The sequence below is a fragment of the Klebsiella sp. C349492 genome (genome assembly GCF_042055345.1).
Lineage (GTDB): Bacteria > Pseudomonadota > Gammaproteobacteria > Enterobacterales > Enterobacteriaceae > Klebsiella > Klebsiella scottii.
This window is the reverse complement of record NZ_JANQCE010000002.1, coordinates 1,000,791-1,014,395: the sequence shown is the minus strand read 5'-3', so window position 1 is coordinate 1,014,395 and position 13,605 is coordinate 1,000,791. Positions and strand designations below refer to the sequence as shown.

General features: G+C 62.1%; 15 protein-coding genes. 6 read left to right on the top strand and 9 right to left on the bottom strand.

From position 1 onward, the window contains the following. Positions 1–65: 65 nt before the first annotated feature. The gene (locus NWP14_RS12450) at positions 66–206 is read left to right on the top strand and encodes a hypothetical protein (RefSeq protein ID WP_157349074.1); all 141 of its coding nucleotides are present in this window, start codon (positions 66–68) and stop codon (positions 204–206) included. Further along, positions 203–1,036, top strand: a complete 834-nt coding sequence (locus NWP14_RS12445) for a helix-turn-helix transcriptional regulator (protein ID WP_095096149.1) — start codon at positions 203–205, stop codon at positions 1,034–1,036. Before NWP14_RS12450 ends, NWP14_RS12445 begins: the two co-directional genes overlap by 4 nt. A 13-nt stretch (positions 1,037–1,049) precedes the next feature. Here the strand turns inward: NWP14_RS12445 and NWP14_RS12440 are convergent, their stop codons facing one another. The 8 genes from NWP14_RS12440 to hpxU all read right to left on the bottom strand — a co-directional run bounded on the left by NWP14_RS12440 (position 1,050) and on the right by hpxU (position 8,792). Then, positions 1,050–1,949 (bottom strand): GGDEF domain-containing protein, encoded by a 900-nt coding sequence (locus NWP14_RS12440; RefSeq protein WP_375215399.1) that lies wholly within the window; start codon positions 1,947–1,949, stop codon positions 1,050–1,052. Between the two features lie 295 nt (positions 1,950–2,244). Beyond that, a complete protein-coding gene (gene hpxK / locus NWP14_RS12435; RefSeq protein WP_375215398.1) occupies positions 2,245–3,507 on the bottom strand; it encodes an allantoate amidohydrolase in 1,263 nt (420 codons plus the stop codon). Continuing rightward, positions 3,504–4,745, bottom strand: coding sequence for a pyridoxal-phosphate-dependent aminotransferase family protein (locus tag NWP14_RS12430; RefSeq protein WP_375215397.1), 1,242 nt, complete (start codon positions 4,743–4,745; stop codon positions 3,504–3,506). Before NWP14_RS12430 ends, hpxK begins: the two co-directional genes overlap by 4 nt. Before the next feature lie 158 nt (positions 4,746–4,903). Next, a complete protein-coding gene (locus NWP14_RS12425; protein ID WP_095096138.1) occupies positions 4,904–5,641 on the bottom strand; it encodes an amino acid ABC transporter ATP-binding protein in 738 nt (245 codons plus the stop codon). After that, a complete protein-coding gene (locus NWP14_RS12420; RefSeq protein WP_331835768.1) occupies positions 5,622–6,278 on the bottom strand; it encodes an amino acid ABC transporter permease in 657 nt (218 codons plus the stop codon). The genes NWP14_RS12425 and NWP14_RS12420 overlap by 20 nt, the downstream gene beginning before the upstream one ends. Then, positions 6,278–6,943, bottom strand: a complete 666-nt coding sequence (locus tag NWP14_RS12415; RefSeq protein ID WP_095096132.1) for an amino acid ABC transporter permease — start codon at positions 6,941–6,943, stop codon at positions 6,278–6,280. Before NWP14_RS12415 ends, NWP14_RS12420 begins: the two co-directional genes overlap by 1 nt. Positions 6,944–6,952: 9 nt before the next feature. After that, a complete protein-coding gene (locus NWP14_RS12410) occupies positions 6,953–7,738 on the bottom strand; it encodes a transporter substrate-binding domain-containing protein (RefSeq protein WP_095096129.1) in 786 nt (261 codons plus the stop codon). Between the two features lie 214 nt (positions 7,739–7,952). Beyond that, a complete protein-coding gene (hpxU, locus tag NWP14_RS12405; RefSeq protein WP_095096126.1) occupies positions 7,953–8,792 on the bottom strand; it encodes a MurR/RpiR family transcriptional regulator HpxU in 840 nt (279 codons plus the stop codon). A 251-nt stretch (positions 8,793–9,043) separates the two neighbouring features. Here hpxU and hpxW point away from each other — a divergent pair, with 251 nt between their 5' ends. The 4 genes from hpxW to hpxZ are packed head-to-tail and all read left to right on the top strand — an operon-like array spanning position 9,044 to position 12,602. After that, positions 9,044–10,627: an oxamate amidohydrolase gene (gene hpxW, locus NWP14_RS12400; RefSeq protein ID WP_375215396.1), complete on the top strand. Its 1,584-nt coding sequence runs from the start codon at positions 9,044–9,046 to the stop codon at positions 10,625–10,627. Positions 10,628–10,636: 9 nt separating this feature from the next. Next, the gene (hpxX, locus tag NWP14_RS12395; RefSeq protein ID WP_375215395.1) at positions 10,637–10,825 is read left to right on the top strand and encodes an oxalurate catabolism protein HpxX; all 189 of its coding nucleotides are present in this window, start codon (positions 10,637–10,639) and stop codon (positions 10,823–10,825) included. Then, a complete protein-coding gene (locus tag NWP14_RS12390) occupies positions 10,822–12,219 on the top strand; it encodes an AtzE family amidohydrolase (RefSeq protein ID WP_095096118.1) in 1,398 nt (465 codons plus the stop codon). Before hpxX ends, NWP14_RS12390 begins: the two co-directional genes overlap by 4 nt. Further along, a complete protein-coding gene (gene hpxZ / locus NWP14_RS12385) occupies positions 12,216–12,602 on the top strand; it encodes an oxalurate catabolism protein HpxZ (protein ID WP_041144880.1) in 387 nt (128 codons plus the stop codon). Before NWP14_RS12390 ends, hpxZ begins: the two co-directional genes overlap by 4 nt. Before the next feature lie 51 nt (positions 12,603–12,653). Here the strand turns inward: hpxZ and puuE are convergent, their stop codons facing one another. Beyond that, positions 12,654–13,598 carry an allantoinase PuuE gene (gene puuE, locus NWP14_RS12380; RefSeq protein WP_095096115.1) on the bottom strand — a complete coding sequence of 315 codons (945 nt, stop codon included), beginning with the start codon at positions 13,596–13,598 and terminating at the stop codon, positions 12,654–12,656. Positions 13,599–13,605 lie beyond the last annotated feature (7 nt).

Below are 13,605 nucleotides of genomic sequence, written 5' to 3'. Positions count from 1 at the left end.
GCCGGCTGAAATACATGAGGCTAATCCTACGAAAAACTGGATATCCGTACGCGGGGGAGCAAACTGTGATTGCCATCAAAATCTCCGCATCCGCTGCCGTCCGCGGCGAAGCCGGCGCGCTGCAAGGTGATCCAACCGCGTCATTTATTTATAAAATAGTTTATAATCAAAAGGATAATAGCTATCTTTCGGGGTTTAGAGGATGATTGCAGATCTGCCGGAAATTCTACATCGCCTGGTCAATCAGCAGGATACGCTGCAGGTCAGATTCCCTGAGCCGGACGTATCGGTCCCTGAGCTGGCCTATAAAGTGCCCTTCCCTCGGCTGGAAATTGTGCTGGACGGCGAGCTAAGAGAGCGCGGTTTGCCGCTGTCTGATAGCCAGCTAAGGCTATCGCAGGCGCTGTACGTGCAGGCAGGTAAATGGACGTTACCGGAGTGGACCGGCCCGGCGTCGACGCTGAGCATCCTGTTCGGCAGACAAAAGCTGGGATTCTGCATCCAGCGCTGGGATGGCAAGCAGCTGCACACGGAGAAGCAAAACGTCGCCCGGCTTGGGCCGCGCGTCGGATCGTATCTGCTGTTGGCGCTGAATGAAATCTGCCTTCAGCCGGACCCGGTCACCGCCAGGCTGGTGGTGTCGGCGCTATTAAGCCATTGTCTTGAGCAGCTCGTCGGGCTTGAGATGCGGGTCAGCCGGAGCCGCGATCTGTTTTTGGCCGTCCAGGATTTTCTGGAGGACAATCTCAGCCAGCCCTTAACCCGGGAGTCGGTGGCGAAACGTTTCCATATTACCCCCAACTACCTCTCGCATATATTCCAGAAATCGGGCTCCGTCGGGTTTAACGAATATCTGACCAGCGTTCGGCTGGAAAAAGCCAAAAAGCTGCTGCGCGGCTATGATTTAAAGGTCAAAGAGATCGCCCATAACTGCGGTTTCGTCGACAGCAACTATTTTTGCCGGGTCTTTAAACGCTACACCGAGCGCTCCCCTTCAGAGTATCGTCGCCACTGCCGCAGCGCGCAGCAGGCGTAATTCCCGCCGCGCGTCAGGCCCACTCCACCCGGCCGCGGCCGTTATTTTTCGCCTTGTACAACGCTTCATCCACTTTCTTGATAAACGTTTCCTGAGGCTCATCGCGGCCGCGCATGCCGACGCCGATACTCACCGACAGCGGGTAGTCGCTATTAATCAAAATGGTGCGGACATTCTCCAGAATCGACTGCGCCAGGCCGCGCACCTCGTCAGGCGACATACCGTCGATGATAATGGCGAACTCCTCGCCGCCAATCCTCGCCGGCTGTATTTTATCGCTGGTTAATTTTGCCAGCTGCTTGCCGAGCGCAAACAGCACCTCATCGCCCACCAGGTGACCGTAGGTATCATTAATTTTCTTGAAGAAATCGATGTCGAGAATCATCAGCGCTAGCTGGTGGCCCTGCTTTTCGCGAATGGTATCAATAAAAAAGCGCCGGTTGGGCAGCTGGGTTAATTCATCTTTAAGCGATTGCGAGCGCGCGTCGACGTAGAGGATGTTAATGCGATCGATAATTTTGTAGATCCCGATAGTGGTCAGGAGCATGCCCGACAGGCGCAGCAGATCTTCGCAGTAGTAGCCCATCCATCGCGGCTGGACGAAAATCTCGTCCATTAAATCGAAGGTGCCGCCGGCGATCCACAGCAGCAGCCCGTAGCGCACCCAGTTAACCGCCACGTGGCTCATTCTGACTTTTGCAGAATTCCACAGCATAAATACCAGAAACAGCAGGGCCAGCAGATCGATATAGAATCCGGAGTTGGCAAATATCACGTTCCAGGGGCCTAAAGGTTGGGAAATCAAAATGCATAACGCCGATACGGCGATAATCACGAATAGCGTGGGAAGCAGGTTACCCGGGGAAGTGGCCAGCGGGGCCTTGGGAGGCAAATGTTTTTGTAAATCAGGCATCGGCGTGTCTCTCAAACAACGTTGTCTCTCTCAAAACGCAGCATACCAGCCCGATGAGATTCGGCGCATCAAAAACCCGCATAGCGGGAGCGTAAATAAGCGGCACGAAGTGGGTATAAAAGGTGGACTAAGAGAGTGGACTGACCCCGCGGAATTTTTCCAACTGACTACCAATCCGTGGCGACGAGGTCAGTGCCGCGGATGGTATAGCGATCGCCTGCGGCATTTTTAGCATTTAGTGCTAGTTTTTTTACAAATCCCCCCGACTTTTCCCTCCCAAAACGGGAGGGAAACATCAGGTAATATCGCTCAGCGCCAGGGTTACCTGGCTAAACGCCGCGATCGCCAGGGCAACGTCCGCCGCCGTCACCGACTCCGCCGGATGATGGCTGACGCCGCCTTTGCAGCGGACAAACAGCATCCCTACCGGCCAGCGTTCAGCCATCGCGATGGCGTCGTGCCCGGCGCCGCTCGGCAGCGACAGGGAACGATCCTGCACCCGGCAGACTGCGGTACTCAGCACCTTCTGCAGCCGCTCATCGCAGGCGGTGGCCGCAATCCGGTAGAACTCCTCGGAGCCAAACTGCAGGCCCCGGCGGTCGGCAATCGTCCGCGCATCGTCGAGCAGCGTGTCCAGCAGCGCCTCTAACGGCCCCTCGTGCGGGCCGCGAATATCAAGGCTCAGCGTCACCTCGCCGGGGATCACGTTGACCGCCCCCGGCGCGCAGTGCAGGGTGCCTACCGTGGCCACGAGGTTGCCCCCCTGCTGCCGGGTTCGGCTCTCAATCAGCGTCATCCATTCGGCGGCGGCGGCCAGCGCATCCCGGCGGTGGATCATCGGTACCGTCCCCGCGTGGCCCGCCTCTCCGCGAAAGCGACAGTTCAGGCGGCGCGCGCCGTTGATCGCCTCAACCACGCCCAGCGCCAGCCCCTCCTGTTCGAGGCACGGCCCCTGCTCGATATGCAGCTCCAGGTAGGCGGCAATCTCCTCCACCCGGCGGGCGGCGAGCGCGACCCGCGTCGGATCGAGCCCGACCTGCGTCATCGCCTGCGCCACGCTGGTGCCTTCGGCATCGGTCTGCGCCAGCCAGCCCTCGGGCCAGGTGCCGGTCAAACCCCGGCTGCCGAGCAGAGTAATGCCGAAACGCGTCCCTTCCTCATCGCAGAAGCCGACAATTTCAATCGCCCGCGCCGGCCGTCGCCCCTGCTGATAGAGGCTTTGTACTACCTCAATCGCCGTCAGCACCCCCAGCATGCCGTCGTAGCGCCCGGCGTTGCGCACGGTATCGAGATGCGAACCTAACAGAATGGCCGCGGCCCCTGCCTGCTCCCCTTCGTAGCGCCCGCAAATATTGCCGACGCTATCCTGCCAGACGCGCATCCCGGCCTCGGTCATCCAGCGTGCGACCTGCTGGTTGGCCTGCAGATGCTGCGGTGAAAGATAAACCCGGGTCAGCGCATCAGCGGTTTCGCTGATCGCGGCCAGCTCATCGGCCCGCGCCATCACCCGCGCCGCGGCCTGCGCCCACTCCGCCTGCTGGCGTACCGGTTGGCTCATTGCGGACTCTCGCTGCGGTAGTGGTCCCATGCCGCCTGCATGGCGGCGCCCTGAGTGGTGGCAAATTTGAGGTGGTTCAGCACTGACTCCAGAGCGCTGAGGGTGGTCATCACGCAATCTTTGCGCGCGTTATAGCCCATCGTGCCGATACGCCATACCTTGCCGTGCAGCGGGCCGAACGAGGTGCCGATCTCGATGGCGAAATCGTCGAGCATGATTTTACGCAGCTGGTCGCCGTTGATCCCCTGCGGAATAACCACCCCCAGCACATTGTTCATCTTGTGCCGCAGGTCGCCGAAGATCTCCAGCCCCATCGCCTGGATCCCCTTCAGCAGCGCATCGCCGTGCAGCTTATGCCGGGCAATGCCGTTATCCAGCCCCTCCTCAAGGATCAGGCGGGCGCATTCGCGGGCGGCGAACAGCGCCGAGGTGGCCTCGGTATGGTGATTCAGGCGCTCCGGCCCCCAGTAATCCATGATCATGCCGAGATCGAAGTAGTTGGAGTAGATCGCCTCATCAACGCCGTCGAGATGGGCGTCGGTGCGAATCCCCTCTTCTACGCACTTGCGGCGACGAATAGCCTCCTCCATCCGCGCGCTCAGGGTGACGGGCGAGGTCCCGGACGGGCCGCCAAGACACTTCTGCATCCCCGCCGATACCGCATCCAGCCCCCACGCGTCGCTTTCGAGGGCGTTACCGCCCAGCGAAGCGGTCGCATCGGTATAGAACAGCACGTCGTAGCGGCGGCAGATTTCGCCCAGCTCGGCCAGCGGCTGCAGCATGGTGGTGGAGGTGTCGCCCTGCACCGTTAACAGCAGGCGCGGGCGTACGCGGCGGATGGCGTCCTCAATCTGCTGCGGGCTGAAGACCTCTCCCCAGGGCACCTCAATGGTATGAACCTCGGCGCGGCAGCGGCGGGCGATTTCACACAGCAGGTGGCCAAAGCGGCCAAATACCGGCACCAGCACCCTGTCGCCGGGGCGGATGGCGGAGACCAGAATCGCTTCAATTCCCGCGCGCGAAGTCCCGTCCACCAGCATCGTCCAGCGGTTATCGGTGCGAAACACGCCGCGATACAGGGCCATCACTTCGTTCATATAGTGAGTCATCGCCGGGTCATACTGGCCGATAAGCTGGCTCGACATGGCGCGCAGCACGCGCGGGTCGGCGTTGATCGGTCCCGGCCCCATCAGCATACGCGGCGGCGGGTTGACTGGAGAAAATTGAGCGATATCCATCTTAGATTCCTTAGTGTGCCTATCCCGGTAGGCGCAATTGTTGAAGGCAGTTTGAACACGAACAGCGCGGAAAAACCGGAGCGTACACGTAGTACGTGAGGATTTTGCGCACTGCCCAGGTTCAAAATGCTGAATAACATAGCCTAACGGCCAGGCTCTTAATTCAGGCCACGCACGGAGGAGATAAACTGCTTCAGTTCGTGAGTCTGCGGGTTGGCGAACAGCGTTTTGCTGTCGCCCTGCTCCCAGACGCGTCCCTGATGCATAAACACCACGCGGTCGCCCACTTCACGGGCAAAATTCATTTCATGGGTCACGAGGATCAGCGTCATCCCTTCGGCCGCCAGCTGCTCAAGGACCTTGAGCACTTCGCCAACCAGCTCGGGGTCCAGCGCCGAGGTTATCTCGTCGCAGAGCAGAACCTTCGGCGACATCGCCAGCGCCCGGGCAATCGCCACCCGCTGCTGCTGGCCGCCGGAAAGATTGGCCGGATAGTAGTCCAGCCGGTCGCCGAGCCCCACTTTTTCCAGCATCTGACGGGCCAGCTCGCGACATTCGGCGGCGCTCTTTTTCAGCACCCGTCGCGGGGCCAGCATCACGTTTTCCAGCGCCGTCATGTGCGGGAACAGATTAAAGTTCTGGAACACCATCCCGATGGAGCGGCTGATTTCGCGGGCCTGCGAATCGCGGTCGGTAATGGTCATCCCGCCGAGCTTAATGCTGCCGTCCTGATACCCTTCCAGGCCGTTGATGCAGCGCAGCAGCGTGCTTTTCCCCGACCCGCTGCGGCCGATAATCGAGATCACCTCGCCCATATCGATATCCAGATCGACGCCTTTGAGCACGTGGTTGTCGCCGTAGTACTTCTGCATCTGATTAATGGTGATGAGAGGCATTGAATTTGTTCTCCAGATAGCGGCTGTAGCGTGACAGCGGGTAGCACAGAATAAAGTAGCCCAGCGCCACCAGCGCAAAGACCTTAAACGGCTGGTAGGTGACGTTGGTCAGCATCGTGCCGGCTTTGGTCAGCTCGACGAAGCCGATAATCGACGCCAGGGCGGTGCCTTTCACCACCTGGACCGCGAAGCCCACCGTCGGGGCGATGGCGATACGCAGCGCCTGCGGCGCAATAACCCGGCACAGCGTCTGGGTGAAGCTCAGCCCGAGGCAGCGCGACGCCTCCCACTGTCCTTTCGGTAAGGCGCGCAGGCTGCCAAACCAGATATCGAGCAAAAAGGCGCTGGTATAGCAGGTCAGCGCCAGCGATGCGGCGGTCCACGGCGAGACGTCGATACCAAACAGCGCCACGCCGAAGAAGGCCAAAAACAGCTGCATTAACAGCGGCGTTCCCTGGAACAGCTCGACGTAGCCGCGGATCAGCCGCTTGATCTGGCGCCCGCCGGTCAAACGCAGCAGCAGCAGCGGCAGCGTCACCAGCGCTCCGCCGAGAAACGCCACCAGCGACAGCAGCACCGTCCAGCGCCCGGCCAGCAGCAGATTGCGGATAATGTCCCAGTCGGTAAAGGTGGCCATCATGCCTGTACTCCCAGCCATTTTCGCCCCGCCGCCATCAGCAGCTGACGCATTGTTATCGACAGCACCAGGTAGATCCCCGTGGTGACCAGATAGACCTCAAAGCTGAGGAAGGTTCGCGACTGGATCAGGTTCGCCGCGAAGGTCAGCTCCTCATACGAAACCTGCGAAACCACCGACGATCCCAGCATCACGATGATGCACTGGCTCACCAGCGCCGGATAAATCCGCTGCAGCGCCGGCGGCAGAACCACCTGAATAAAGGTCTGCGTGCGGCTAAGCCCCAGCACGCGCCCGGCCTCCCACTGCCCCTTGGGGGTAACCTGAATCCCGGCGCGCACGATTTCGGTACTGTAAGCCCCGAGGTTGACCACCATCGCCAGCAGCGCGGCCTCGCCGGCGGTCATCTTCAACCCTAAATTGGGCAGGCCAAAGACGATAAAAAACAGCTGGACCACGAACGGCGTATTGCGAATCAGCTCCACGTAGCCGCCCCAGATGCGGCTAAACCACGTCGGACGCCCGCTGCGGATCGCGGCACCGAAAATGCCTATCGCTAAGCCGCCCGCCGTCGCCAGCACCGTCAGCTGAACGGTCACCCACAGCCCTGCCAGCAGCTCTGGCCAGTGCGGCCAGAGTTCGGAAAAATGAAGTTGTTCCGTCATGCCGGGACCTTATGCGCCAAAGCCTGCGGGCAGCGGCGCCTTCAGCCACTGCTGCGACAGCGCGTTGAGCGTGCCGTCCTTAACCCCTTGCTCAATCAGCGCGTCCACCTTCTCCTTCAGCGCCGGCTCGTTCTTTTTCAGACCGATAAAGCACGGCGAATCTTTCAGCATAAAGCTCGCTACCGGCGCCTTCTGCGCATTTTGCCGGGAGATAGCCGCCACCACGAGGTTACCGGTCGCCAGGTACTGCACCTGCCCGGAGAGGTAGGCTGACAGCGTGGTGTTGTTATCCTCGTAGCGCTTGATCTGCGCCTCTTTTGGCGCCAGCTCGCTCAGCACCATATCCTCCACCGCGCCGCGGGTAACGCCGACGGTTTTACCGCTCAGCGCCGCCGCATCCTTCAGCTCCTGCCCCTTCGGCCCGAAGACGCCGAGGAAGAACGGCGCGTAGGCGCGGCTGAAATCAATCACCTTCTCGCGCTCCGCATTCTTGCCGAGGCTGGAGATAACCAGATCCACTTTATCGGTTTGCAGGTAAGGCACCCGGTTGGCGCTGGTCACCGGCACCAGCTGCAGCCTGAGCTTCATCTGCTTCGCCAGGTAGCGCGCCATATCGATGTCATAGCCCTGGGGCTGAAGATCGGTACCCACCGAGCCAAACGGCGGGAAATCCTGCGGCACCGCGATACGGATAACGCCGCGCTTTTCAATATCCTGCAGCTGGTCGGCTTTGGCCGCGCTAATTTGCGTGAACAGACAGGCGGCCCCGGCCAGTGCGATCAACAGTTTTTTCATGATGTTTACCCGTTACGTTAGTATGAAACAAAAGATTCTTTAAATAAACTTTTGCAACTAATGTGCCAGGTCTTTGCGACGCCGGCGCCGACGCGGAAAGCACCATTAAATAGCTATGAAACAAGGAAGAGAGAGAGAATGCGGGGAAATATCGCCCTCTCTCACCGTCGGAAATTCGCACTAAAATAATGCAAAGCACCACGCTGACGCCCCATTATCGCTGCTCGAGCTCGTCCAGCTGCTGATAAAGGGTGGCGATTTCGTGAATGCGCGGGCGACCTTTATCGAGGATCTCATGCAAAAACGCGTTAGCCAGCAGGTTGATCAGGCTGTTGACCGACGCATAGCTATCGTAGGCCGAGACGCTATCGAGCGGCGCGCAGAGCTGCCAGCGGGCCAGCGGAAACAGGCCGTGCGCCTGCGGCTCGCACATCAGCAGCACCGGAACGCCGCTGGCCTGGAGCTGCTGCAGCAGCGGACGAATAAGCCGCGGGCGGCGGCGAAAGGCCATCACCACCACCACATCTCTGGCCGACAGATCCACCAGCTCCTCGCTTAAGCTTTGCCCCGGCTGCGGCAGCACCTGCACCTGACCGCGCGCCTGCAGCAGCTGCTGGCGCAGGTGTAGCGCCGCAGGATAGGCGTTGCGCATGCCGACGATGACCACCCGTTCGGCGGTCACCATAGCGTTAATCGCTTCGGCAAACTGGCGCGCGTCGAGCGCATTGACCCACTGCGTCAGATTGGCCATCTCCTGCTTATAATGCCGCGCCAGCAGCGTGTTTCCCTGCACCGCGTCGCGGTTATCGGTCAACGGCATCCCGCTCTGCCGCAGGGTGCGCAGCTCATCGCGCATATCCTTATACTTCTCATACCCTAGCCGCTTGAACAGGCGGCTCACCGTCGCTTTCGACACCCCGCTAAGCTGCGCCAGCTCGGCGCTGTTATAGCTAATCAGGTCATCGAAGTGATCGAAAATAAAATCCGCCACCCGCTGCTCCTGGGGCGACAGGGCGGCGTACTGCCCTTTCAGTCGTTCATCAAGCTGTTGCATAAGGCCCCTGTAACTTTTGTTTCATCAAACTATACCCGTCATACTCCACCTTGCCTATGCGCTGGCGATGCGTCTCGCGCTGTTGTCGCTATTTATGCCCGGCCTGCGGCGCGCATGACGTTGAATACCCTTCCTTTCACGATGCGTGCCAGTCCGGCAAAAAGCGTCGGCGGCCGGGAATGAAACTTTGGGTTCAGAAGTGGAACGGCTTTTGCACTCTGAGAGAATACATCGCGTCACGAGGACAACGAATGCACAGTCATGTATCCACCCGGGGGATGGCGGTCGCCCCCCATCACCTGGCCAGCCAAAGCGCGCTTGCCGTTCTGCGCGAAGGCGGAAGCGCAATAGAAGCGATGGTCGCCGCGGCGGCCACCATCGCCGTAGTTTATCCCCATATGAACGGGCTCGGCGGCGACGGCTTCTGGCTTATCGTGCCGCCGGAAGGGGAACCGATAGCGATAGACGCCAGCGGTGCGGCGGGTTCGGGAGCAACGCTGAGCGCCTATTCCGACCTGCAGCAGATCCCGCACCGCGGCCCGCGCGCCGCGCTGACCGTCGCCGGCACCGTCAGCGGCTGGGACGAAGCGCTCCAGGTGTCGCGCTCCCTGAGCGGAAAAGCGCTGCCGCTGGCGCGTCTGCTGGAAGATGCTATCGGCTACGCCAGCAACGGTATTCCGGTCACCGAATCCCAGGCCAGCGCCACCGCCGGCAAGCTTGATGAACTCCGCTCGCTGCCGGGATTTGCCGGGACCTTTCTGGTCGACGGCCGGCCGCCGGTCGCCGGCAGCCGTTTTCGCCAACCGGCGCTGGCCAACACCCTCAGACGGCTGGTCGATGAGGGGTTGGATAGCTTCTATCGCGGCCCGCTGGCTGAAACCCTGGCCGAGGGCATGGCGCAGTACGGACTGCCCATCACCCTCGACGACCTTCGGCAGCACCGCGCCCGCCGCCCTGCGCCGCTAAAACTTACGCATCAGCACGGCGAGCTGTGGAACCTGGCGCCGCCGACCCAGGGGCTGGTGTCGCTGGCGATTCTCGGCATTACCGATCGCCTGGCGATGACCGAGGCCGATGAGGCCCTGACCGTCCACCGCATCGTCGAGGCGACCAAGCTGGCCTTTAGCCTGCGCGACGCCCATATCACCGACCCGCGTCACCTTGATGTCGATATTCAAAGTCTGCTGGAACCGGCGGCGCTGCAGGCGCTGGCCGGGCAGGTCAGCGACCGGCAGGCCGCCCCGTGGGGCGCCGGCAAAGGTCCCGGCGATACCGTGTGGATGGGGGTCATGGACGGCAGCGGGCTGGCGGTCTCCTTTATTCAAAGCATCTACCATGAGTTCGGCAGCGGCGTCGTGCTGCCGGAGAGCGGGATTGTCTGGCAGAACCGCGGCGCCTCGTTCAGCCTCGATCCGCAGCACCTGCTGGCGCTGGCTCCCGGCAAGCAGCCGTTCCACACCCTTAACCCGGCGGCGGCCCGCCTCAGCGACGGCCGGGTGATGGTTTATGGTTCGATGGGCGGCGACGGCCAGCCGCAAACTCAGGCCGCCCTATTTACCCGCTATATCCTGCAGGGGGTGCCGCTGCAGGAGAGCATTTCCCGGCCGCGCTGGCTGCTGGGGCGGACATGGGGACAAACCTCAGACTCGCTGAAGCTGGAAGGCCGCTTTACGCCGCAGAGCGTTGCCCGCCTGCGGGCGCTGGGGCATGAGGTCGAAGTGCTGGACGATTTCAGCGAGGCTATGGGCCACGCCGGCGCCATCGTCCGTCATCCGAATGGCCTGTTTGAAGGGGCATCCGATCCGCGCAGCAACGGCTCAGCCGCTGGTTATTAGGAGTTTAGCATGCAAAAAATGACGCTCGACTGGAGCACGTACCTGGCACAAATGGAGCAGATCCTCGGGATGGAGCTTGATGAAGCCCGCCGCGCCGAGCTTCAGCTGCAGTTCAGCCGCATCGCCGCCATGGCCGAACCGCTGATGGCCTTCCCCCTCGATGAACGCCTGGAAATCGCCGGAGTGTATAAAGCATGACGCTTAACCAAATGACGATTAGCGAGATCCAGCGCGCGCTGCAGGCCGGGGAGCTCAGCGCCCGGGAGATCGCGCGCCAGACCCTGGATGCCATTGCGCGGGTCAACCCGCACATCAACGCCTGGACGACGGTGACGGAAGCGCGAATGCTCGCCGAAGCGGAGAGTATTGATACCCTGCGCCGGGGCAAGCAGCCGCTGCCGCCGCTGGCCGGAGTCCCCTACGCGGTGAAGAATCTGTTCGATGTCTCCGGACAGACCACCCTCGCCGGCGCCAGGCTGTTTAGCGAACGCGCTCCCGCCGCGGCCGACGGCTGGGCGGTGCGCCAGCTGCACGCCGCCGGCGGGCTGCTGTCAGGGATGCTGAATATGGATGCCTACGCCTACGGCTTTACCACCGAAAATAGCCACTACGGCGCGACGCGTAACCCGCACGACCTGGCGCGCATCGCCGGCGGTTCATCCGGCGGTTCGGCGGCGGCGGTGGCGGCCGGGCTGGTGCACTTCGCCTTAGGCAGCGATACCAACGGCTCCATCCGCGTACCGGCCTCCTTATGCGGCATTTTTGGCCTCAAGCCGACCTTTGGCCGCCTGTCGCGATCCGGCAGCCATCCGTTCGTCGCCAGCCTCGACCACATCGGCCCCTTAGCCCGCAGCGTCGGCGACCTCGCCGCGGTCTACGATGCGCTGCAGGGGCGCGATCCCGGCGACGGTTTCCAGGCCGATAAGGCCAGCGAGCGAACCAGCAACCTGCTGCCACGCGGTCTGGAAGGCCTGCGCTGCGCGGTGCTCGGCGGCTATTTTAGCCGCTGGTGCGATGACGACGCGCGGGCCGCCGTCGCCCGGGTGGCCCAGGCCCTCGACGCCCGTGAAGAGCTGCTGTTCCCCGAGGCCGAGCTCTCCCGCTCGGCGGCGTTTATCATCAGCGCCTCCGAAGGGGGCAATCACTACCTGCCCGCGCTGCGCCGCGAGCCGGAACGCTTCGAACCCCACTCCCGGGAGCGCCTGCTGGCCGGGGCGATGATCCCGGCGAGCTGGTATATTCAGGCGCAGCGTTTTCGCCGCCACGCCCGGCAGGCGTTTCAGGCGCTGTTTGCCCACGCCGATATTCTGATCGCGCCGGCAACGCCGCGCAGCGCCACGCTCATCGGCGAGCAGACGATGGAAATCAACGGCCAGCCGCTGCCGGTCCGCGCCAGCATGGGAATGCTCACCCAGCCCATCTCCTTCGTAGGGCTGCCGGTCGCTACGGTGCCGCTGCGCAGCGCCTCCGGGCGGCCGATTGGCCTGCAGCTGATCGCCGCTCCGTTTAATGAACAGGCCTGCCTGCGGGCGGCGCGCGTACTGGAAGAGATGGGGCTTACCGATGCCAGCCCTGCGGAGGTAATAGCATGATCGATCAGGATAATATCAACCGGCCTCGCGTTCTGGCCGAGGTGACGGCCGCCTTTTATCGCTATGAAGAGGCGCTGGTCAGCAACAACGTCGCGGTGCTCGACGAACTGTTCTGGGAGGATAAACGCACGGTGCGCCTCGGCGCCGGGGAGAATCTCTACGGCGCGGACGAAATCCGCGCCTTTCGCGCCGCCCGCCCGGCGGCCGGACTCCAGCGCGAGCTGCGCCACACGGTGATCGTCAGCTTCGGCGAGGATTACGCGGTTTGCAGCACCGAGTTTACGCGTGAAGGCAGCGATCGCGTGGGCCGCCAGCAGCAAACCTGGGTGCGCTTTCCCTTCGGCTGGCGCATTGTCGCCGCTCAGGTAAGCCTGATGAGCTAACGAAAGCGGCCGGTACAACCGGACCGGAGCAGGCTCCGGTCCGGCCATCGGCTAGCGACGAAACGGATGCGCCTCCCGCCAGCGGTCGGCTATCTGCTGGCGGGTGCAGACCCACACCTGCTCATGCTGCTGGACGTAATCAAGGAAGCGCTGCAGGGCCCGAAAGCGTCCCGGCCGGCCTAACAAACGGCAGTGCATGCCGACAGACATCATCTTCGGCGCCTCGCGCCCCTCTTCATACAGCACGTCGAAGCTATCTTTGAGGTAGGTATAAAACTGTTCCGCGGTGTTGAACCCCTGAGCGGTGGCAAAACGCATGTCGTTGGTGTCGAGGGCATAGGGCACAATCAGGTGCGGCTTACGCGAACCGTCGCCGCACGGCACCTCAACCCAAAACGGCAGATCGTCGCCATAGTAGTCGCTGTCGTAATCAAAGCCGCCGTGTTCGACGACCAGCCGGCGAGTGTTGGGGCTGTCGCGCCCGGTGTACCAGCCGGTGGGCGGCCTGCCGAACAGATCGCTTAAGACCTGCACCGCCTGCTGCAGATGCGCGCGTTCGGTCTCGATATCCATCTGCTGATAGTGGATCCAGCGCCAGCCGTGGCTGACCACGTCGTAGTCGGCGGCCCTGATCGCCGCCACGATATCCGGATGCCGCGCCAGCGCCATCGCCACGCCGAACACGGTCAGCGGCAGCCCGCGCTGGCTGAACTCGCGGTGAATGCGCCAGAACCCGGCGCGGCTGCCGTACTCATACAGCGAGTCCATCGACATATGCCGGTCAGGGTAGCTGGCGGCGCCGATAATGTCGGAGAGAAACTGCTCGGAGCCCGCGTCGCCGTGCAGCACGTGGTTTTCCGCCCCCTCTTCATAATTTAAAACAAACTGTACGGCGATACGCGCGTTCTGCGGCCACGGCGCGCGCGGCGTCTGGCCGGCGTAGCCCCGCAGGTCGCGAGGGTAGTCCTGATTAAAAAGCGCTGACTGCTGACCCATCTCCCAC